This is a genomic window from Cobetia sp. PS-4MA (genome assembly GCF_057670765.1).
In genome coordinates this window covers 838,378-859,576 of sequence record NZ_CM173107.1, presented here as the reverse complement: position 1 = coordinate 859,576, position 21,199 = coordinate 838,378, and the positions used below count along the sequence as shown (strand labels likewise).

Here is a 21,199-nt window from a genome sequence, read left to right as displayed (position 1 = left end):
CTCAGCTCAGCTTGCCATGGCACTGCTTGTACTTCTTGCCGGAACCGCAGGGGCACGGATCATTGCGGCCAACCTTGGGGACATCACGGCGCATCGGCTCATTGTCGCCCTGCGCCTGCGGTGCCGCACCGTACTGCGCCTCGACGATCTCCTCGGCAGCCTGAACGCTCTCATCGCTGACGGTGTCATCTTCCACGCGACGCGTCTCGGCACTGGCCTGCTCGCGCTCGAGATTGGCACGCCGCTCCTCTTCCAGCGTGTCGACCTCTTCCTGACGACGTACCTGGACGTGACTCAGAATGCGCACCACGTCAGCCTTGATGTTGACCAGCAATGACTGGAACTGTTCGAACGCCTCGCGCTTGTATTCCTGCTTGGGATTCTTCTGAGCGTAGCCACGCAGGTGGATACCGCGCCGCAGGTTGTCCATCGCCTGCAGATGCTCTTTCCAACGCGTATCGAGCACCTGCAGCATGACCTGCTTCTCGAAGCGGCGCATCAGCTCGGGACCGACAGCCTCTACCTTACCGGCATAGAGTTCCTCGTGTGCCGTCTGCAGTCGTTCGCGCAGAGTCTCTTCATGGAAGTGCTCATCCTCTTCCGCCCATTGCACGAGCGGCAGGTCGAGGTTGAAGTCCGTCTTGAGGTCATTCTCGAGCCCCGGAAGATCCCACTGCTCCGGCAGGCTCTGCGGCGGCACGCGCATGGAAATGGCGTCGTCCAGCACTTCACGGCGGATGCCGGCGATGTTCTCGGCGATCTCGTCGGCTTCCAGAATGTCGTTGCGCTGCTCGTAGATCACGCTGCGCTGATCGTTGGCGACATCATCGTACTCAAGCAGCTGCTTGCGCACGTCGAAGTTGCGACCCTCGACCTTCTTCTGCGCGCGCTCGACGGCATTGGAGACCATCTTGTGCTCGATCGCTTCGCCCTTCTCGAGCCCCAGCGCGCCCATGAGGCGCTGCACGCGATCGGAGCCGAACAGGCGCATCAGGCTGTCTTCCAGCGACAGGAAGAAGCGCGTGGAGCCCGGGTCACCCTGGCGACCGGCACGACCGCGCAGCTGGTTGTCGATACGACGCGATTCGTGACGCTCGGAGCCGATCACGTGCAGACCGCCCGCCGCCAGCACGGCTTCGTGACGCTCCTGCCAGCCATGCTTGATCTCGTTGATCTGCTCTTCGGTCGGCGCTTCCAGCTCGGCAAGCTCAGCTTCCCAGTTGCCGCCCAGCATGATATCGGTACCACGACCCGCCATGTTGGTCGCGATGGTCACCGCGCCCGGACGACCCGCCTGGGCGATGATGGCAGCCTCACTGACGTGTTGCTTGGCATTCAGGACGTGATGCTTCACGCCAGCCTTGTGCATCATCTGGGACAGCAGTTCTGACGTCTCGACTGACGCCGTACCGACCAGCACCGGACGGCCTTCGGCGACCTTCTCGCGGGCATCCTCGATGATGGCGTTGAACTTCTCTTCCGCGGTCAGATAGACCAGATCATTCATGTCCTTACGCGCGATGGGCTTGTTGGTGGGGATCACCATCACGTCGAGGTTGTAGATCTGACGGAATTCGAAGGCCTCGGTATCGGCGGTACCGGTCATGCCGGCCAGCTTCTCGTAGAGACGGAAGTAGTTCTGGAAGGTGGTCGAGGCCAGCGTCTGGCTTTCCTTCTGGATCGCCACGCCTTCCTTGGCCTCGACGGCCTGATGCAGGCCCTCGGACCAACGACGACCTACCATGGTGCGGCCGGTATGCTCGTCGACGATCACCACCTCGCCGTTGTGGACGATGTAGTCGACGTCCCGCACGAACAGATTCTGGGCACGCAGCGCGGAGTGCACATGATGCAGCAGACTCAGGTTCTGGGCGGCGTAAAGAGAGTCTTCCTCGCCGAGCAATTCCTGGGCACGCAGCAGTGACTCGACCTTCTGATGGCCCTGCTCGGTCAGCTCGACCTGCTTCTGCTTCTCATCGAGAGTGAAATCGCCACTCTCCGGATCTTCTTCGTCGGTGCATTGCACGAGCTCACGCGCCATGCGATCGATGATCTTGTAGAGGTCGGTATTCTCCTCCACCGGACCGGAAATGATCAGCGGCGTGCGCGCCTCATCGATCAGGATGGAGTCGACCTCATCGATGATGGCGTAGTGCAGCTTGCGCTGGACCTTGTCTTCCAGCGCGAATGCCATGTTGTCGCGCAGGTAATCGAAACCATATTCGTTGTTGGTGCCGTAGGTGATGTCGGCCTGGTAGGCGGCACGCTTGTCCTCGTTGTTCTGGCCGGAGAAGATGACGCCCACGCTCAGCCCGAGGAATTCATACAGCGGACGCATCCAGTTGGCATCACGCGTGGCCAGGTAATCATTGACCGTCACCACGTGAACGCCTTCACCAGCCAGGGCATTCAGGTAAACGGCGAGTGTCCCCACCAGCGTCTTGCCTTCGCCTGTCTTCATCTCGGCGATGCGCCCTTCATGCAGCGCGATGCCGCCTACCATCTGGGTATCGAAGTGACGCATGCCCATGATGCGCTTGCTGGCCTCACGCACGGTGGCGAAGGCCTCCGGCAACAGCTTGTCGAGGTTCTCGCCTTGCGCAAGGCGCTCACGGAATTCAGCCGTCTTGCCCGTCAGCGCCTCATCCGACAGTGATTCAAGACTTTCCTCGAGGGCATTGACGGCATTGACCCGCTTGCGCAGTCGCTTCACCTCACGGTCGTTCTTGGAGCCCACTACCTTGGTCAGAAATTTACCCAGCATCATCTATCCCTGTCCGTGCCCGGTGGGCACGCCTTCTAGAATCTTGAGATATACGCGTGCGCTTCACGCGCCAGAAGCATCCCGCAGATGGCAACTGGCAAACGGCACACGCGAAAAGGAAACGACATCACCATCACCGGCGCCGAGGGCCAGGTGACGGGCAGACTCTCTCAGGACACCAGAGGTGGTGCGCGCGGGGACATGGCATTCGCCAATCCGCGCAGCAGTACGCGAGCACAGGAGACAAAGCGTCGTTGACGCGAAAGATTGGGACTTCTCTGAGCACCGGGACGGATGAGTCGGCGCAGTGAACGCAGGCTCTGGCGGCGGCTCTCGGCGCGAATCACGCCCGGCGCCAGCAATTGGATGCTGGCCAGGGTCAGATTGACGCGCTCGACCTGCGCAGCGCTCAAGCCTGCGGGGAACAGACAGCTGATCAGCAGGCCGGCCAGCAGCCAGCGCGGTGCCGTGCGCACCGACCAGCGACGCGCGCTGCCGCTACCGGAAGCCGGCAACGGTCTCGAGCGTGCTATGGCGTCGTCATGGCTCATGCTGTTGCCGGACTCCTGCTCATGATAGATTGCCGGAAACCACTGAACCGGCATGCAAGCCCATGAGTATAAAGGCTAAGCGTTTCCGCGCCCAGCCCGCGGCGCGCCTCTTGAACGGCAAGGGCCAGCTTGGCAACGTCATGCGCCAGGCGCGAATGCTGGAGCAGGCCCAGTGGCATCTGCGTGAGGCCCTGCCCAAGGACATGCAGGAGCAGGTCTTCGTCGGGGGCTATCACGAAGGAACCCTGACACTGATCACCAATCGTGCCTCCTGGCTGACCTGGCTACGTTATGAGCAGCGCAGGCTGATCAGCGTCCTGCGCGAGATCCCCGAGCTTGCCGCACTCACGCGCCTCAACTTCAAGGTCCGCCCCGTTCGTCCTGTCTTCGTACCGGCTCAACAGCCCAGGCATCTCCCTGCTGCGGCAGCGGAGCATCTGTTGGACTGTGCCTCCCACACCCGGGATGAACACCTGCGCCGCTCGCTTGAGCGTCTGGCAGCACATGCTGATGATCTGCAGGACCCCCCGTCTGGCGACGATTGATGGTGGTGCGACATCCCTCTCTCTTGCGGGCGACCGTCGCGCCGGCGCTATTTCATGAAGACAAACAAGCGCGCCGCCCATGAGGGCGGCGCGCTTGTGATCGTTTCCATGCTTCGGCTGGCAAGGACCGAAGTCTGACATCAGGCTGGACGGGCTAGGTCACAGTCAACTTTCTTCAGGTCGTGCTTGTCACCATCTCGTGATCAGACGGCAAGTGCCGGTGAGGCGTAGGAAATCGGCATCGCTTCGGCATTGTCGAAGGTCACGATCTCGTAGCTGTCTGCATTCTCGAGCAGGGCACGGCACAGCAGGTTGTTCAGGCCGTGGCCTGACTTGTAGCCACGGAATTCCCCGATCAGGCTGTGGCCCAGCTGATACAGGTCGCCGATGGCATCCAGCACCTTGTGCTTGACGAACTCATCGTCATAACGCAGACCTTCGTCGTTGAGGATGCGGTAATCATCCACCACGATGGCGTTGTCGAGGCTGCCGCCCAGCGCGAGGTTCTGGGAGCGCAGGAATTCAAGATCACGCATGAAACCGAAAGTACGAGCGCGAGACACTTCCTTGACGAAGGAGGTCGTGGAGAAGTCGACCGTGGTGGTCTGCTTCTGCTGCTCGAACACCGGGTGATCGAAGTCGATGGTGAAGGACACCTTGAAGCCGTTGTGCGGCAGGAAGGTCGCGACCTTGTCGCCATCACGCACTTCGATCTCGCGCTTGATGCGGATGAACTTCTTGAGCGCGGACTGCTCCTGGATACCCGCGGACTGGATAAGGAAGACGAACGGACCGGCGCTGCCGTCCATGATCGGCACTTCCTGCGCGGAGAGCTCGACGAAGCAGTTGTCGATCCCGAGACCGGCGAAGGCGGACATCAGGTGCTCGACAGTCATCACCTTGTCCTGACCGTTGGAAACGGCAGTACACATGGTGGTGTCACGCACGCCCGTGGCATCGGCACGGATGTGTGCATGCGGCTCGAGGTCGGTACGCACGAAGACGATACCCGTATTGACCGGAGCCGGGCGCAGGGTCAGATAGACCTTGTCACCGGAGTGCAGACCAACGCCTGTTGCGCGGATCGTATTCTGAAGCGTTTTTTGTCGAATCATAGGAGATAGCCAGTCAGCCTGAATTTGGAAACAGTGTTCATGATAACAGCAAAGCAGGTATTCAACAAATTGTCACCTACCGCTGATAGGGAAATTCAACATTGCCACGGGGGCACCATTCAACCCTTCAAGACGCTGACTGGAGCCATGTTGACTATGAACGCGCAAACCCAAAACAGTTCTCACTCTCAGCGACATCAATCGATAATCAATGTGCAAGAACTGCCAGGTTCCTCCCTCTCTTACGCAGGCAACCGCCGTGGCGGATGCCTGCCTTTCCTCTTCAGCCTGACTGTCATGCCGTCCATCTGAATCGCCTGCAATGCCTTTCGCGCCTCCCAGAACGACTTCACCCACCCGGGTCGCCCCGGGTGGGTGAAGAAAGGCAAAGCGCCTCTATCTGACCGCGCTGTCACCAGAAGATGTCATGGACACCCTGTCGACGTGCGCTTACCTCTCAATCCGCCTGACGGCGCAGGAAGGCCGGAATGTCGAGATAGTCATCCATGTCGCGATTCTTGCGCGGTTCTGGCTTCTTGGCTGCGGCCTGCTGCTGCTCTTCCTTGGCCTGACGGGTGACCGTCGGCGTCTGGAGGCTGCGATAATCAGCCGGCTTCTCCACCGTGCGCTTGGCCGGTGCGGTTTCACGCGCAGCCGGCTTCTCGACACGGCCATCGAGACCCGCCGCCACGACGGTGACACGCAGCTCGTCGCTCATGTCCATGTCGATGGAGGTACCCACCACGATGGTCGCGTCCGGAGAAGCGAACTCCTGCACGGTGGCACCGACATCGTTGAACTCACCGATGGAGAGATCCGGGCCTGCCGTGATGTTGACCAGGATGCCGCGCGCGCCGTGAAGATCGATATCCTCAAGCAGCGGGCTGCGAATGGCCTTCTCGGCCGCCTCGCGAGCGCGGTTCTCACCGACGGCATCACCGGTTCCCATCATGGCCATGCCCATCTCGGACATGACGGTGCGCACGTCGGCAAAGTCGACGTTGATGATGCCCGGGCTGGTGATCAGCTCAGCGATGCCCTGGACAGCGCCCAGCAGTACATCGTTGGCCGCACTGAAGGCACTCAGCAGGCTGGCGCTCTTGCCGAGGACCGAGAGCAGCTTCTCGTTGGGGATGGTGATCAGGGAATCGACATGCTCGGACAACTCCTTCATGCCCTGCTCGGCCGCCTTCTGACGACGCGGCCCCTCGAACGGGAAGGGACGCGTCACGACCGCGACCGTCAGGATGCCCAGCTCCTTGGCTACCTGTGCCACGACAGGAGCGCCCCCGGTACCGGTACCACCCCCCATGCCTGCGGTGATGAAGACCATGTCGGCGCCTTGCAGCAGCTCGACGATACGCTCGCGATCTTCCATCGCCGCCTGACGACCCACTTCCGGGTTGGCGCCAGCGCCGAGACCCTTGGTGATCTCGCTGCCGAGCTGAAGGACTGTCTTGGCGGCCACGCGCTTGAGCGCTTGAGCATCGGTATTGGCGCAGATGAATTCGACGCCTTCGATATTGCTCTCGACCATGTGATTGACGGCGTTACCACCGCCGCCACCAACACCGATCACCTTGATGACCGCGCTGCTGGAGGGTGCGTTATCTACCAGTTCGAACATATGCCCTGTCTCCTGGATCACAGTCTTTCTGTAATCCCTGTCAGAAATTTCCCTTGAACCAGCCCTTGATCCGCTCCAGCGTGGAGGTGTCGTGCTCATGGCCGTGAACGCGTCGTGCGGCAGATTCCTCCCTGCGCACCGCGACCGCAGTCGAGGATGGCGTATGCCGCTCCTGTTTCATCCCGTAATGTAGCAAACCCACACCCGTGGAATAAATCGGATTACGGACCACATCTGCCAGTCCACGCACATTCTGCGGGCAGGCAATGCGAACCGGCATGTGGAAGATCTCCTCCGCCAGTTCCACCACACCTTCCATGCGTGATGTACCGCCCGTCAGTACCACACCCGCTGCCACGAGATCTTCATAACCACTGCGACGCAGCTCATCGCGGACCAGGGTGAAGAGTTCCTCATACCTGGGCTCGACCACTTCCGCCAACGCCTGGCGGGACAGATCACGGGCCGGTCGATCACCGACACTGGGCACCTTGATCGTCTCGTCGCTGGACGCCAGCTGTGTCAGAGCACAGGCATACTTGACCTTTATTTCTTCAGCGTACTGGGTCGGCGTACGGAGTGCCATCGCGATATCATTCGTTACCTGATCTCCCGCGATGGGAATCACGGCCGTATGACGAATGGCACCTTCGGTGAACACCGCGATGTCGGTCGTCCCGCCACCGATATCCACCATGCAGACTCCCAGCTCGCGCTCATCCTCGGTCAATACCGCATGACTCGAGGCGAGCTGTTCGAGAATGATATCGTCGACTTCAAGACCACAACGACGAACGCATTTCTCGATATTCTGTACGGCATTCAACGCCGCCGTGACCAGATGCACCCGCGCTTCAAGGCGCACACCGGACATCCCGAGCGGTTCACGAATACCTTCCTGACGATCAATGGCATATTCCTGCGGCAGCACATGTAGAATCCGCTGCCCCTCGGAGATTGCCCGTGCACGCGCCGAATCGATGACTCGTTCGATATCGGACGGTGTCACTTCACGATCCTTGATCGCGACCACACCATCGGAGTTCATCGAGCTGATATGACTGCCGGCAATCCCCACGTATACCGAGTGGATATCGCAGCCCGCCATCAATTCAGCTTCCTCCACCGCGCGCTGGATCGATTGCACGGTCGACTCGATATTGATGACGACACCCTTCTTCATGCCGCGTGAAGGATGTGAACCGATACCCGCAATTTCGATGCCACCATCGTCGGTCGGTTGCCCCACGATCGCGACCACCTTGGAGGTTCCGATGTCCAGCCCGACCACCATATCCTGTGATTTGGAATGTCCTGCCATAGGTCGGGCCAGCTCCTTGATTCTGGTTCGTCATGAAAAAAATAGCGCGATCGGCGGCGGCAAGAATGCCAGAAACCACCCAGTCAGGTTAACGCTCCGTTTAACCCGAAGATGAATTTGCCTTCATAGTATAGAAGTCACCACTAACGGCACACCAGCCTGAAAATACCAGGAGGCGCAAATCCCCGCTAGAATAGGCGGGATTGTCCCGAAATGAAACTGGAGATAACTCCATTTCACTAATATCAGCGCCTCAAGACCTTCGTTCTGAAGTGTCGCCGATTCTCCCTCAACCGTTGCTTTCTTCCAGTGCTGTCGTCTCGCCATGCCACGCCACGGCTACGCCGTTGGGATAGCGGAGGTCAATGTAGCGAATCTGCGACGCCTGACCACCCAATTGACGCTGCCAGGCTGCCATGAAGCGAGCCAGACGGGCCTCCCTGTCATTGCGACCCAGCATGACCCAGACGCTGTCATTGACCTGAAAACGCCAGGCGCCACGTGGCTCGAGACGCAACTGGGAGACATTGAGCCCCAGACCGCCCAACTGGCTCTGCAGCGCGTCCAGCTCGGCCAGCACCTCGGAACCGCTACCCTTGGGGCCTGCCAGATTCGGCAGATTTCCCAGCTGGGTGACAGGGGCTGCCTTGAAGGCCTCGCCTCTCACGTTGATCAACTCACCGTCATTCCAGTAGGCCACCGGCTGCTGCTCGAACAGCTCGAATTCGAGTGTATCCGGCCAGCGACGCGAAATGCTCACCTCACTCAGCCAGTCGATCGCCAGAGCGCGACGCCGAACTTCCCCCAGCGGGACAGAGAGCCAGCTTTGTCCGCGAATCAACGGCGCGATATGGCGCTGGAGATAGGCGGCGCTCACGTGTTCGAAGTCACCCTTGATGGTGACTCGCTCGATGGGGCGGTCCAGCCAGGTCCACAATGCCTGGCCACCCGCCACCATCAGTGCCGCTCCCAGCACCAGGCCGAACAGTGCACCTGCAGAGCTACGCGCCGCCATGGGTCAGTGTTCGCTCTGTGGGCAGGCGGACGCGGCGACGTCATGACGCTCGGTCAGCGTCGTGTCGAGAATCCGCAGTACCAGCGCCGTGAAATCCAGCCCCACATGCGCGGCTGCCTGTGGCACGAGGCTGTGATCGGTCATGCCCGGCGAGGTGTTGACTTCCAGCAGCCAGAAGGCGCCGTCCGCATCTTCCATCACATCGACACGACCCCAGCCCTCGCAGCCCAGCACGTTGAATGCCTTGAGCGAGAGAGTCGCCAGTTCGGCTTCGCGCGCAGCCTCCAGACCGCAGGGCAGCAGGTAGCGAGTGGTATCGGTCAGGTACTTGGCATCGTAATCGTAGAAACCGCTGTCCGCTTCGATGCGAATGGCCGGCAACACCTCGCCGTCCAGCACCGAGACCGTATATTCCGGCCCCTTGATGAACTGCTCGGCCATGACGACACCATCGAAACGACAGGCATCCTGCCAGGCGGCCTTGAGAGCGCCAGCCTCCTCGACGATATGGATGCCCAGCGTCGAGCCTTCGTGCACCGGCTTGACCACTACCGGCGTACCGAGCGTCTCGAGCACATTCTGCCAGTCAGTGTCCGCCGCCAGCCGACAGGAGCGTGGCGTCGGCAAGCCTTCGACATCCCAGAGCTTCTTGGTGCGCAGCTTGTCCATCCCCAGCGCGGAGGCCAGCACGCCACTCCCCGTATAGGGGATGCCCAGAAGCTCAAGCGCCCCCTGCAGAGTGCCATCCTCGCCACCACGTCCATGCATGGCGATGAAGACGCGGTCTGCGCGCAGCGCCTCCAGACCGGCCAGGCCATGGGCCATGTCGTACCCCTGCACATCGAGGCCGGCCCCTTCCAGGGCCGCGAGCACCGCCGCACCACTCTTCAGCGATACCTCACGCTCGGCACTCACGCCACCGAACAGCACCACGACGCGACCATAGCGTGTCGCCATTTCCGGCTTCACCGCGGTCATAGCGCCACCTCGGAAAGCTTGAGATCCGCACCGGCCAGTGACAGGGCGATGCCACCGACATCACCCGCCCCCTGGGTGATCAGAATATCGCCCGGGCGCAGCACATTGTTGAGCAGACTCGGCAACGCACGCTTGTGCTCGACGAACAGCGGATCCACCTGCCCACGCTGACGGATCGAGCCGGCCAGAGAGCGGCCGTCGGCCCCCGGAATCATCGCCTCTCCTGCGCTGTAGACATCCAGCAGCAGCAGGGTGTCGACCTCGGACAGCACTCGCACGAAATCCTCGTAGAGATCATGGGTGCGCGAGTAACGGTGAGGCTGATAGGCCATCACCAACCGACGCTCCGGCCAGCCGGCACGCACGGCACGGATCACCATTTCCACTTCTCGCGGGTGATGGCCATAGTCATCGACCAGCATCACGCTCTGCTCGCCATTGGGTGCCGCAAATTCACCATGCACCTGGAAGCGACGCCCCACACCGGCGAAGCTGGCCAGCGCACGCGCTATCGCGTCATCGCTCACGCCGACATCGGTGGCGATCGCGATGGCCGCCAGAGCGTTGAGCGCGTTGTGCTCACCCGGCATGGCCAGCGTGATCTCCAGTGGCGCATGCCCCTCCGGACGCAGCGCAGTGAAGCTCAGCTGACCGCCGCCCTGGCGGAAGTCGCTGATGCGATAATCGGCATCCTCGCTGAAGCCATAGGTCACGAACTGGCGCTGCACGCGCGGCAGCAGCTCGCGGACATTGGCGTCATCGAGACACAGCACCGCCAGGCCGTAGAACGGCAGGTTGTGCAGGAACTCGATGAAGGTGTCCTTGAGGCGATTGAAGTCACCCTCATAGGTCGCCATGTGGTCGGCATCGATGTTGGTGACCACCGAGATCAGCGGCTGCAGGTGCAGGAAGGAGGCGTCGGACTCATCCGCCTCGGCCACGAGGTATTCCCCTTCCCCCAGGCGTGCATTCGTGCCGGCGCTGGTCAACTTGCCACCGATGACGAAGGTCGGGTCCATGCCGCCCTCCGCGAGCAGCGTAGCCGTCAGGCTGGTCGTGGTGGTCTTGCCATGCGTGCCGGCAATGGCGATCCCCTGACGGAATCGCATCAGCTCCGCCAGCATCTCGGCACGACGTACCACCGGCACCCGATGGTCACGCGCCCAGGCCACTTCCGGGTTGCTGGTATCCACTGCCGTCGAGACCACCACCACATCGCTGCCTTCCGCGTTGACAGCCGCATGACCGATCGCCACGCGCACACCACAATCCCGCAGGTGCGCCGTCACGGTGGACTCCTTGAGGTCACTGCCGCTGACCTCATACCCCATGTTGCTCAGTACTTCAGCGATACCACACATACCCACGCCGCCGATGCCGACGAAGTGGATGCGACGGATGCGGCGCATGCCGACACCACGATCAGAATTCCTAGCGTTCAAGGCGAGTCTCCATGCAGCCTGCCAGCATGGTCGCTACCGCGTCGAGTTCCGCACTTTCGCGGGCGCGAGCGGCCATGCCAGTGAGTATCTTGGGATCCAGCAATTCCCCCAGCGTCTCGGCGAGACGCTGGGCATTCAGCGTATTCTGGGGAATCAGACGCGCCGCGTCGGCCGTGACCATCACCGCCGCATTGACGGTCTGGTGATCATCCACGGCATGCGGGAACGGCACGAAGATGGCGGGTCGTCCGGCGGCGGCAAGCTCAGCGACCGTCAAGGCACCCGAGCGACACACCACCAGATCCGCCCAGGCATAGGCCTCGGCCATGTCGGTGATGAACTCGCTGACCTCGGCCGTGACACTGGCGGTCTGATAGGCGGCAACGGTCGCCTCCTGCTTGTCACGCCCGGCCTGATGGCGCACCAGGGGGCGCGAAGACTCCGGCAACAGTGCCAGCGCCGGCGCCAGCTGCTCGTTGAGTGCCTGGGCGCCCAGCGAGCCCCCCATCACCAGCAGGTGAAGCGGTCGCGCGCGCATGGCCTGCTCCCGGGAAGCGCCCTCGGTGTCTGCCGTCTGACCGACGGCGGCGATCTCGTCGCGCACCGGATTGCCCACCACCTGCGCAGCGATGGCAGCAGGGAAGGCACCGGGAAAGGCGGCGTAGACCCGCGTTGCCATCCGAGCCAGCACCTTGTTGGTCAGTCCGGCGATGGCATTCTGCTCATGGATCACTAGCGGAATGCCCTCCAGGCGTGCTGCCAGTCCGCCAGGACCGCTGGCAAAGCCTCCCAGCCCGACGACCAGCACCGGCTTGAGTTCACGGATGATGCGTCGCGCCTGCAGAACGGCGCGGGTCAGGCGGAACGGGATCGCCGCATAGCCGGCAAGCCCCTTGCCACGCAGTCCAGCCACTTCCACTCGATGCAGCGGATACCCCGCCTCCGGAACCAGTCGGTTCTCGATGCCACGCGGACTGCCCAGCCAGTGGATTTCATGACCCTGGCTGGCGAGAGCACGCGCCAGCGACAACGCCGGTATCACATGCCCCCCCGTCCCTCCTGCCATCATCAGCACGATGCCGGCAGAGGGCGTGTCAGCAGGGGCGTCAGAGGTCTCGGGGCGCGAGGCATCAGCCGCAGGCACTGCAGAAGAAGATGACGTCATGCCTTGGCTCCTTGCGTGGTCTCGGGCGACTTGCCGGTCTTGCGCCGCGCGGGACTCTTGCCGCGCGTCAGCAGACGAACTTCCGTATCGATTCGCATCAGAATGGCGATCTGTATGCAGCTGACGATCAAGCTGGAGCCCCCATAGCTCATCAGCGGCAGCGTCAGCCCCTTCGTCGGCAGCAATCCACTGGCGACCCCGATGTTGATGAAGGCCTGGGCCCCCAGCACGAGGGCGATACCGTAGCCGAGGTAGGCGCTGAACGGCAAGCCGGCAAGCTCGGCACGTCGGGCGATCTTGAAGGCCCGATAGATCAGGAGCGCGAACAGCCCGACGACCGCCGTGGCACCGATCAATCCCAGTTCCTCGGCCAGTACCGCGAACACGAAATCGGTATGCGCTTCGGGCAGATAGAAGAGTTTCTGCACGCTGTTGCCCAGCCCCATGCCGCTCAGGTGTCCTCGCCCGAAGGCGATCAGGGCCTGGGTCAGCTGATAGCCGCTGTCGTACATGTTCGCCCACGGGTCGGTATAGGTGGTCAGGCGCTCCCAGCGATAGGGTTCGGCGATCGCCAGCGACCAACCGCCGCCGATGGCCGCTGCCAGCAGGACGATGAAGCCCCACCAGGCGACCCCCGCCAGCAGCAGCATGCCCATCACCGCACCGCCCATCACCACGATGGACCCGAAGTCAGGCTCCAGTGCCAGCAAGAGAATCATCAGCATCAAGGGCATGCAGGGCAGCACGAGACCATTGACGACACTGGCGCGCACCTTGTCGAGACGCCGATCCAGATACCCCGCCAGCCACATCATCAGGCACAACTTGGCGACCTCGGAGGCCTGCACCCCGCCGATCACCGGCAAGGGAATCCAGCGCTTGGCGCCGTTGATCTCACGCCCGACCACCAGCACGACCACCAACAACACGAACCCCAGCATCAGCATCGCGAAACTGCGTTGCTGCCAGGCCGACATCGGTATGCGCAGCGTGCAATAGGCCGCCACCAGCCCGATCAGAATGAAGATGCCGTGACGCATGCTGTAGTAGAAGGCGTTGCCGTCAAAGCGCTCGCTGGAGATCTCGCTGGAAGCCGAGGTAACCATCACCCAGCCGATACACAGAATCGCCAATGCCGCGAAGACCAGCCAGCCATCCACTGGCTGCTGCTCGGTACTCATCGCCTGACGCACTCGACTGGCCTTGTCACCCATCCGCTTCGCCCTCGTTGCCCGCGTCCATCACATGCTCCGACACCCAGTCACGAAACGCATCGCCGCGCACCATGTAATTGGGGAACTGATCGAGACTGGCGCAGGCAGGTGACAGCAGCACGCAATCTCCCGGCCGAGCGACTCGCTGAGCATGGGCCATGCCTTCCGCCAGCGTCGCGACCCGGCTGACGCGAAGGCTATCCTCCAGCGCCAGCGACAGGCGTTCTGCATCCTGTCCGAAAAGCACCGCCTCACGCGCGAAGCGTGCCAGCGGCGCGGCCAACGGCGTGAAGTCCGCGCCCTTGCCCTGGCCACCGGCCAGCAGAATCAGCTTGCCATCGAGTGTCGGACCGAGACCGGCGATCGCCGCCAGCGTCGCGCCGACGTTGGTGCCTTTGGAATCGTTGATCCAGCGCACGCCTGCCACGTCAGCGATCAGCTCGCCCCGGTGCGGCAGCCCCGCGAAGTGCTCGAGCTCGGCCACCATGGCCTCCTGCGCGAGACCGATCGCCGTGCCCATCGCCAGCGCCGCCAGCGCGTTGGCCTGATTGTGACGCCCGGCCAGACGCACCTGCGCGGCAGGCATCACGCCATGCAGGCCTTCGGATGCCACGTGACACAGCATGAGCGTGCCGTCCTGCTCCACCAGACGCCATTCAGCCCCTTCACTCAACTCCTCGCTGTCATCACCAGAGTCGCCCTCATTCAGGCGTACGCTGAAGCTTGCGCGCGCCACTGCATCCTCCTCGGCCGGCCAGCTCCAGGCATCGTCGGCATTGATGACCGCCAGGCCCGCCCCGCGGAAGATGGCACGCTTGGCGGCCTGATAGCCGCGCATGCCGTCATGGCGATCGAGATGGTCTTCGGAGAGATTCAGGAAGCAGGCGACATCTGCCTTGAGCTCGGGCGTGGTCTCGAGCTGAAAGGATGACAGTTCCAGCACATACAGTTCGGCATCGGGCTGCTCGCGCAGCAGCGTCAGCGCGGCGGTGCCCAGATTGCCACCGACCGCCACGTCACGGCCTGCCCGCTCGGCCATCCTCGCCACCAGCGTGGTGACAGTGGACTTGGCGTTTGAACCGGTGATGGCGATCAGCGTCGGCCGCCTGCCCTGCGCATCCCGGGCCTGGCGTTCATCGAGTGCCCGCACGAACAGCGCGATCTCGCCGATCAGGCGCTCGCGTACCGGGTCAAATACGGCCTGACGCGGGTCGATGCCCGGACTGAGCACCACCTCACCAAAGCGTGACAGATCCAGCGCTTCCAGCGGCCCGAGATGGACCTCGGCCTGCGGTGCATGCTCGCGCAGATTCTCGAGCCCCGGCGGTGCACTGCGGGTATCGGCGACGGCAAAATCGATGCCACGATCACTCAGATGGCGAGCGATCGCCTGTCCGGAGACACCAAGACCGACCACCAGGGTCGGTCCTTCGGCAGGCACCGGCGAGGCCGGTGCGTGGGAGGTGACAGAGAGGGTCATCGCGAAAGCGTCCTCAGCGAACCTTGAGTGTGGCCAGGCCAAGCAGCACCAGCACGACGGTGATGATCCAGAAGCGCACGATGACGCGCGGCTCCGGCCAGCCCTTGAGTTCGAAGTGGTGATGCAGCGGCGCCATGCGGAAGATGCGTCGTCCGGTCAGCTTGTAGGAGCCGACCTGCAGGATGACCGAGACGGTCTCCATCACGAAGACGCCCCCCATGATGAACAGCACGATTTCCTGACGCACGATGACCGCGACCACGCCCAGTGCCGCACCGAGAGCCAAGGCGCCCACATCGCCCATGAAGACCTGGGCGGGATAGGTGTTGAACCACAGAAAGCCCAGGCCGGCGCCCGCGATGGTGGCACAGAACACCGCCAGCTCGCCGGAACCGGCGATGAACGGAATGTGCAGATACTCCGCGAACTTCAGGTTGCCCGAGGCGTAGGCGAAGATCGCAAGCCCCATGGCCACCAGCACGGTCGGCATGATCGCCAGCCCATCGAGGCCATCGGTCAGATTGACGGCATTGGAGCTGCCGACGATCACGAAATAGGTCAGCACCATGTAGAAGATGCCCAGCGGGATGACGACATCCTTGAAGAACGGCACCAGCAGTGCTGTCTCGGCAGGCGTGGAAGCCGTCAGGTACAGCACCACGGCCGCCCCGATGCCCACCACCGACTGCCAGAAATACTTCCAGCGCGCCGGCAGGCCACGGGGATTCTTCTCCACCACCTTGCGGTAGTCATCCACCCAGCCGACCGCACCGAAGCCCAATGTGACCGCCAGCACCACCCAGACATACAGATTGGTCAGGTCGCCCCACAGCAGGGTCGAGACGGCCATCGACAGCAGGATCATCACGCCGCCCATGGTCGGCGTACCGGCCTTGGACAGGTGGGACTGAGGGCCATCATCACGCACGGCCTGGCCGATCTGGCCATCCACCAGCTTGCGGATGACCCAGGGGCCGAGCCATAGGCACAGCAACAAGGCCGTCAGCGTGGCCAGCACCACACGCAGGGTCAGATAATTGAAAACCGTAAAGGCGCCATTGAATTGGGCCAGAAACTCAGCAAGCAGCAGCAGCATGACTCACATTCACCTTGATGCGTCGACCTTGAGCGCGGCAACGACATGTTCCATGCCTGCGCTACGAGACCCCTTGACCAGAACACTGGCCCCGGTGGGTAGATGGGTACGGGCGTAAGCTTCAAGCTCCGCCCGCTCCTTGAAATGCATGCCACCTGCGCCGAAGGCCTCGGCAGTCGCTCTGGCCTTTTCACCACAGGTGGCAACGAAATCGATACCGAGCTTGCGGGCGTAGGCGCCCACCTCGGCGTGCAGCCGCTCGGCGTCCTCGCCCAGCTCGCCCATGGCGCCCATCAGGCACCAGCGCGGAGCAGGAAGGCTCGCCAACAGCTCCAGCGCGGCCAGCATGGCCCCAGGGTTGGCGTTGTAGCTGTCATCGAGCAGACGAGCCCCATTGTGTCCTTCCACGACCCCCAGGCGACCCGGAACGCTCTCGGCGCTCTCGAGCCCCTCGATGACCAGCTGGCTGTCCACGCCCAGCGCCAGACAGGCAGCGGCTGCCGCCAACGCATTGGCGACATTGTGCCGTCCCAGCAGGGCAAGCTGGACCCGCCCCAGCGAGTGGCCGTCAAACGTCAGTTCGAAAGCATAACGCCCGAGCTCATCCGCGCCTAGCTTGCGTGCCTGCAGGCGTGCCGAACTCTCCGCCAGGTCCGCGACGCTGAAGTCGATGATATCCACCGCCTGCCCCGTCACTGCCAGCGCCTGCCAGAGCGTGAAATAGACATCATCACGATTGAGTACCGCCACCGGACGGCGCCCCCCCAGCGGACTGAGTCCGGCAAGAATCTCGCCCTTGGCCTGGGCGATCTGCCCCATGCCACCGAATTCCCCGACGTGAGCACCGGTGACATTGGTGATGACCGCCACCTGTGGCCGTGCCAGCGCGGTGGTCCAGGCGATCTCACCGAGATGATTGGCGCCCAGCTCGACGACGCCATGCTGATGCGCATCGTTCAGGCGCAGCAGCGTCATCGGCAGACCATAGTCATTGTTGAGGTTGCCCTGTGTGGCAAGGCTCTCGGCGTCGAAGCGCGCGGCATCACGCACCAGGATGGCATGCACCAGTCCCTTGACGCTGGTCTTGCCGCTGTTGCCGGTCACGGCGATCAACGGCCGCCCCCAGGCTCGCCGACGTGCCGCCGCCAGCAGACCGAAGGCGAGCCGCGTGTCAGGCACCACGATCTGCGGCAACGGGTCATCCACCGGATGCTCGACCAGCGCCGCGATCGCGCCATTGTCACGAGCCTGAGCCAGGAAGTCATGGGCATCGAAACGCTCGCCCTTCAGCGCCACGAAAAGCGGCGCCCGCTGGCTGGACAGCTTGCGGGTATCCGTCTCGATGGCCCCCAACGACCGGCCGACCAGCGCCGAAGGCAGCCGAGCCGAGAGCAGCTGAGCCACCTCATCGAAGCACTCCAGGCCAGGAGACTGCACTGACGCACTCATGCGTCGCTCTCCAGACCTTCCTGAGTGGAGAGCGCACGACGCTCGAGCGCCGCCACCGCATGTGCGACATCCGAGAACGGCAGACGCTCGCCCGCCACTTCCTGGTAATCCTCGTGGCCCTTGCCGGCGATGAGAATCACGTCATGTTCGCCTGCATCACGGATGACCTGGGCAATGGCCTCGGCGCGCCCGGCGATTTCCCGGGCGCGCTCCCGGGCCTGGATGCCATCCATCATCTGCTGACGAATGACAGCGGCCTCTTCACTGCGCGGGTTGTCATCGGTAATGACGACGCGATCGGCGCCCTGCTCGGCGGCCGTCGCCATCAGCGGGCGCTTGCCGGTGTCGCGATCACCGCCACAGCCGAGCACGCACCACAGGCGCGCATCATCACGCGCCGGCAGATGGGCACGCAGTGCCGTCAGCGCGGTCTCGACCGCCTCCGGGGTGTGGGCATAGTCCACCACCACCACGGGCGCGCCCTCGCGGGTCAGGCGCTGCATGCGTCCCGGCACCGGCGTCAGTCGCGGTGCCGCCGCGAACAGGTCCGCCAGCGAATGGCCGAGACCATGCAGGATCAGCATCGCCAGCAGGGCATTGTCGAGGTTGAAGCGCCCCATCAGATTGAGGCCGAGCTCACGCTCACCGTCAGGTGTCGCGATCACGGCCACCTGCCCCAGCGGCTCGGGGAAGACGTCCAGCACGCGCAGGGTGGCCACCTCGTCACGCCCCATCGCCAACACGCGCACACCGCGCTGCATGCCGGCCAGCATCAGACGCGCCAGCGCATCATCGGCATTGAGCACCGCAAGCTTGAGTTCCGGTCGCTTGAAGAGCTTGGCCTTGGCCGCGGCATATGCCGCCATGCTGCCGTGGTAATCCAGATGATCACGCGACAGATTGGTATAGCCCGCCACCGTGAAGCGGCAGCCGTTGACACGGTCCTGGTCCAGCGCATGGGAAGAGACTTCCATCGCGACCAGTTCCGCACCGGCCATGCTCAGGCCCTTGAGCGCCGCCTGGACGGCGAGTGCATCCGGCGTGGTGCGCTCGCCGGCGACCAGCGCGCCAGGGCGGCCGATCCCCAGCGTGCCGATCATGCCGGAGGGGATGCCGAGCGCCTCGGCAAACTCGGCAATGTAATGGGTCACGGAGGACTTGCCGTTGGTGCCGGTCACGCCGACCAGGGTCAGTGACTCCGGCACGCCAAAGGCCTGTCGTCCCAGCTCGCCGAGCTGCGCGCCGAGCCCCTCGAGCCAGACGACACGCTCGTCTGCGTGAGACTCAGGCGAGACTTCCCCCTCGGAAGACTGCTGTGCCACTACCAGCGCCGCGCCCTTCTCGAGGGCGGAGGCAATGTAATCGCGACCATCGCTGCCGATACCGGGTACCGCGATGAACAGCGACCCCGGCGTCACGTGGCGACTGTCGATCGTCAGATGCCAGTCGTCTTGCGCCATCACGAGTGCGGTCAGGCGACTATCGCTGAACACGCCGGGCCACAGCGCCATGAGCGCGCCAAGCAGCTCGCTGGCTGTCGCCAGTGGCCGTGCCAGAAATTCGCCCAGCGGCTCTGCCGAGGCCTGCTCGGCCAGATCTTGCGATGAAGTCATGCTGGAAGACCTTCCTTGTTGCTGAAGCTGGGACGTATTCGCTACACGAAAGAAATGGATGTCACGCGCCGCGCCCGGCATGCATGGCGGCAGATGTCACCGCTCACTCGCCGACGGCGCTGTCAGGTGGCACATCCAGAAGACGCAGCGCCTTGCCGACCACGCGACCGAACACCGGAGCCGCGACTAGGCCCCCGTAGTATTCCTCGCCCTTGGGATTCTCGATCATCACCACGGTCACGATGCGCGGGTCGGACACCGGCGCAATGCCGGCGAACAAGGAGCGATAGGCCGTCTTCTGATAGCCACCGGAGGTCACCTTACGCACCGTACCCGTCTTGCCCGCGATACGGTAGCCCTCGACCACGGCACGCTTGGCGGGACCATTGGGCTGGACGATCTTCTCCATCATCCCGAGCAGGGCATGGGAATTCTCGGGCGAGATGATCTGATCCCCCACCGGCGGGGTATTCACCTTGAGCAGCGACGGCGCCAGCCGGCGACCATCATTGGCCAGCGCGGTGTAGGCGCTGGCCAGCTGCAAGGCCGAGACACTGATCCCGTACCCGTAGGACATGGAGGCCCGCTTGCTGCGCGACCAGTTGGTCGGGGCCGGCAGAACTCCTGTCGTCTCGCCCGGGAAGCCGGTGCCCGGTGCCTGCCCCAGACCCAGCTCATAATAGCGATTCCATACCGCGTCATCCTCGAGGCTCAGCGCCATGCGGCTCATGCCAATGTTGGAGGAGTGATAGAGAATACCGGCCATGTCGAGCTTGCCGTAATTGCGGAAATCGCGAATCGTGAAGCGGTCGACCCGCATGTAACCCGGCGTGGTGTCGATCACCGAGTCCGGCTGATACTTGCCGGAGGCCAGACCTGCACTCATCGCCAGAGGCTTCATGACCGAGCCCGGCTCGAAGGCATCGGTGATCGCACGGTTGCGCAGACCGGCAGGGTCAAGCCCCGCACGATTGTTGGGGTTGTAGGACTTCTGATTGACCATCGCCAGCACTTCTCCCGTGCGCGCGTCCATCATCACCAGGGTGCCACCGTCGGCACGGTGCTCGGCCACGGCGGCCTTCAGCTCACGGTAGGCCATGTACTGAAGACGCAGGTCGATGGAGAGGGTCAAATCACCACCAGGCTTGGCTTCGCTGATCAGGTGCAGGTCACGCACCAGGCGCCCCTTGCGGTCCTTGAGCACGCGACGCTTGCCCGGCGTACCGGAGAGGTAGGAATTGTAGGCAAGCTCAAGCCCCTCCTGGCCCTTGTCATCGACATTGGTCACGCCGACCAGCTGTGCGGAGACCTCGCCCGAGGGGTAGTAACGCTTGTATTCCTGCTTGTGGTGGACACCCGGAACATCCAGGTCGATGGCGGGTTGCGCCTGAGGAGGGGTCATCTGACGCTTGATGTACATGAAGCCCTTGCCGGCATCACGATATTGGCGCACACGGCGGATCAGGTCGTCAGGCTGCTGGCCGAGCGCGCGTGCCAGCAGTGACAGGCGCACCGGATCATCCGGCACCAGACGCGGGTCCGCCCACAGCGTGATGACCGGCGTCGAGATGGCCAGCGGCTCGCCACTGCGATCGGTGATCATGCCACGGTGCGCGTTGATACTGTCGACGCGCAGAGTGCGCGCATCCCCTTGATCCTGAAGGAACTGCTGATCGAAGAGCTGCAGATAGCCGATACGCCCCACCAGGGCCAGGAGCCCTGCGAACACGATACCCAGCATGATGCGATAGCGGGCGGACCCCATGGGCCCACGCGCACTCTTGCGTGCCCCGGCGGCGGCAGAACCAGCCGTCTTGCCGCGAC

General features: G+C 63.1%; 16 protein-coding genes. 1 reads left to right on the top strand and 15 read right to left on the bottom strand.

Annotated elements, in window-relative coordinates; translation table 11 throughout:
• Position 1: 1 nt before the first annotated feature.
• Together secA and AC26AR_RS03675 are read right to left on the bottom strand one after the other, a co-directional pair.
• Positions 2-2,764, bottom strand: coding sequence for a preprotein translocase subunit SecA (secA, locus tag AC26AR_RS03680; protein ID WP_084209793.1), 2,763 nt, complete (start codon positions 2,762-2,764; stop codon positions 2-4).
• A 170-nt stretch (positions 2,765-2,934) separates the two neighbouring features.
• A complete protein-coding gene (locus AC26AR_RS03675; protein WP_127736140.1) occupies positions 2,935-3,315 on the bottom strand; it encodes a hypothetical protein in 381 nt (126 codons plus the stop codon).
• A gap of 62 nt (positions 3,316-3,377) precedes the next feature.
• Here AC26AR_RS03675 and AC26AR_RS03670 point away from each other — a divergent pair, with 62 nt between their 5' ends.
• Positions 3,378-3,860 carry a DUF721 domain-containing protein gene (locus AC26AR_RS03670; RefSeq protein ID WP_488107554.1) on the top strand — a complete coding sequence of 161 codons (483 nt, stop codon included), beginning with the start codon at positions 3,378-3,380 and terminating at the stop codon, positions 3,858-3,860.
• A 203-nt stretch (positions 3,861-4,063) separates the two neighbouring features.
• Here AC26AR_RS03670 and lpxC read toward each other — a convergent pair whose 3' ends face one another.
• From lpxC to AC26AR_RS03605, 13 genes are all read right to left on the bottom strand, one after another.
• Positions 4,064-4,975, bottom strand: coding sequence for a UDP-3-O-acyl-N-acetylglucosamine deacetylase (lpxC, locus tag AC26AR_RS03665; protein WP_065392615.1), 912 nt, complete (start codon positions 4,973-4,975; stop codon positions 4,064-4,066).
• Between the two features lie 457 nt (positions 4,976-5,432).
• Positions 5,433-6,602, bottom strand: coding sequence for a cell division protein FtsZ (ftsZ, locus tag AC26AR_RS03660; protein ID WP_077371697.1), 1,170 nt, complete (start codon positions 6,600-6,602; stop codon positions 5,433-5,435).
• Between the two features lie 40 nt (positions 6,603-6,642).
• The gene (gene ftsA, locus AC26AR_RS03655; protein ID WP_077371694.1) at positions 6,643-7,923 is read right to left on the bottom strand and encodes a cell division protein FtsA; all 1,281 of its coding nucleotides are present in this window, start codon (positions 7,921-7,923) and stop codon (positions 6,643-6,645) included.
• A 289-nt stretch (positions 7,924-8,212) separates the two neighbouring features.
• Positions 8,213-8,938 (bottom strand): cell division protein FtsQ/DivIB, encoded by a 726-nt coding sequence (locus AC26AR_RS03650; RefSeq protein ID WP_077371691.1) that lies wholly within the window; start codon positions 8,936-8,938, stop codon positions 8,213-8,215.
• 3 nt (positions 8,939-8,941) lie between these two features.
• On the bottom strand, positions 8,942-9,916 hold the full coding sequence (locus AC26AR_RS03645; RefSeq protein ID WP_240704185.1) for a D-alanine--D-alanine ligase: 975 nt from the start codon (positions 9,914-9,916) through the stop codon (positions 8,942-8,944).
• Positions 9,913-11,325 (bottom strand): UDP-N-acetylmuramate--L-alanine ligase, encoded by a 1,413-nt coding sequence (murC, locus tag AC26AR_RS03640; protein WP_084209210.1) that lies wholly within the window; start codon positions 11,323-11,325, stop codon positions 9,913-9,915. The genes AC26AR_RS03645 and murC overlap by 4 nt, the downstream gene beginning before the upstream one ends.
• Before the next feature lie 22 nt (positions 11,326-11,347).
• Positions 11,348-12,424 carry an undecaprenyldiphospho-muramoylpentapeptide beta-N-acetylglucosaminyltransferase gene (gene murG, locus AC26AR_RS03635; protein ID WP_488107881.1) on the bottom strand — a complete coding sequence of 359 codons (1,077 nt, stop codon included), beginning with the start codon at positions 12,422-12,424 and terminating at the stop codon, positions 11,348-11,350.
• A gap of 95 nt (positions 12,425-12,519) precedes the next feature.
• Positions 12,520-13,737, bottom strand: coding sequence for a putative lipid II flippase FtsW (gene ftsW / locus AC26AR_RS03630; RefSeq protein ID WP_077371685.1), 1,218 nt, complete (start codon positions 13,735-13,737; stop codon positions 12,520-12,522).
• Positions 13,730-15,217 carry a UDP-N-acetylmuramoyl-L-alanine--D-glutamate ligase gene (murD, locus tag AC26AR_RS03625; RefSeq protein WP_488107553.1) on the bottom strand — a complete coding sequence of 496 codons (1,488 nt, stop codon included), beginning with the start codon at positions 15,215-15,217 and terminating at the stop codon, positions 13,730-13,732. The genes ftsW and murD overlap by 8 nt, the downstream gene beginning before the upstream one ends.
• A gap of 13 nt (positions 15,218-15,230) precedes the next feature.
• Positions 15,231-16,313 (bottom strand): phospho-N-acetylmuramoyl-pentapeptide-transferase, encoded by a 1,083-nt coding sequence (gene mraY / locus AC26AR_RS03620; protein ID WP_077371680.1) that lies wholly within the window; start codon positions 16,311-16,313, stop codon positions 15,231-15,233.
• Positions 16,314-16,322: 9 nt separating this feature from the next.
• On the bottom strand, positions 16,323-17,762 hold the full coding sequence (locus AC26AR_RS03615) for a UDP-N-acetylmuramoyl-tripeptide--D-alanyl-D-alanine ligase (protein ID WP_191236634.1): 1,440 nt from the start codon (positions 17,760-17,762) through the stop codon (positions 16,323-16,325).
• Entirely contained in the window at positions 17,759-19,273 is a 1,515-nt protein-coding gene (locus AC26AR_RS03610; RefSeq protein WP_488107880.1) for a UDP-N-acetylmuramoyl-L-alanyl-D-glutamate--2,6-diaminopimelate ligase, read from the bottom strand. The genes AC26AR_RS03615 and AC26AR_RS03610 overlap by 4 nt, the downstream gene beginning before the upstream one ends.
• Before the next feature lie 205 nt (positions 19,274-19,478).
• Positions 19,479-21,140 carry a peptidoglycan D,D-transpeptidase FtsI family protein gene (locus AC26AR_RS03605; protein WP_077371671.1) on the bottom strand — a complete coding sequence of 554 codons (1,662 nt, stop codon included), beginning with the start codon at positions 21,138-21,140 and terminating at the stop codon, positions 19,479-19,481.
• Positions 21,141-21,199 lie beyond the last annotated feature (59 nt).

Excerpts from the sequence above, each read along its gene's own strand:
- secA (WP_084209793.1), bottom strand. The coding sequence starts at position 2,764 with ATGCTGGGTAAATTTCTGACCAAGGTAGTGGGCTCCAAGAACGACCGT.
- AC26AR_RS03675 (WP_127736140.1), bottom strand. The coding sequence starts at position 3,315 with ATGAGCCATGACGACGCCATAGCACGCTCGAGACCGTTGCCGGCTTCC.
- AC26AR_RS03670 (WP_488107554.1), top strand. The coding sequence starts at position 3,378 with ATGAGTATAAAGGCTAAGCGTTTCCGCGCCCAGCCCGCGGCGCGCCTC.
- lpxC (WP_065392615.1), bottom strand. The coding sequence starts at position 4,975 with ATGATTCGACAAAAAACGCTTCAGAATACGATCCGCGCAACAGGCGTT.
- ftsZ (WP_077371697.1), bottom strand. The coding sequence starts at position 6,602 with ATGTTCGAACTGGTAGATAACGCACCCTCCAGCAGCGCGGTCATCAAG.
- ftsA (WP_077371694.1), bottom strand. The coding sequence starts at position 7,923 with ATGGCAGGACATTCCAAATCACAGGATATGGTGGTCGGGCTGGACATC.
- AC26AR_RS03650 (WP_077371691.1), bottom strand. The coding sequence starts at position 8,938 with ATGGCGGCGCGTAGCTCTGCAGGTGCACTGTTCGGCCTGGTGCTGGGA.
- AC26AR_RS03645 (WP_240704185.1), bottom strand. The coding sequence starts at position 9,916 with ATGACCGCGGTGAAGCCGGAAATGGCGACACGCTATGGTCGCGTCGTG.
- murC (WP_084209210.1), bottom strand. The coding sequence starts at position 11,325 with ATGCGCCGCATCCGTCGCATCCACTTCGTCGGCATCGGCGGCGTGGGT.
- murG (WP_488107881.1), bottom strand. The coding sequence starts at position 12,424 with ATGGCAGGAGGGACGGGGGGGCATGTGATACCGGCGTTGTCGCTGGCG.
- ftsW (WP_077371685.1), bottom strand. The coding sequence starts at position 13,737 with ATGGGTGACAAGGCCAGTCGAGTGCGTCAGGCGATGAGTACCGAGCAG.
- murD (WP_488107553.1), bottom strand. The coding sequence starts at position 15,217 with ATGACCCTCTCTGTCACCTCCCACGCACCGGCCTCGCCGGTGCCTGCC.
- mraY (WP_077371680.1), bottom strand. The coding sequence starts at position 16,313 with ATGCTGCTGCTGCTTGCTGAGTTTCTGGCCCAATTCAATGGCGCCTTT.
- AC26AR_RS03615 (WP_191236634.1), bottom strand. The coding sequence starts at position 17,762 with ATGAGTGCGTCAGTGCAGTCTCCTGGCCTGGAGTGCTTCGATGAGGTG.
- AC26AR_RS03610 (WP_488107880.1), bottom strand. The coding sequence starts at position 19,273 with ATGGCGCTGTGGCCCGGCGTGTTCAGCGATAGTCGCCTGACCGCACTC.
- AC26AR_RS03605 (WP_077371671.1), bottom strand. The coding sequence starts at position 21,140 with ATGGGGTCCGCCCGCTATCGCATCATGCTGGGTATCGTGTTCGCAGGG.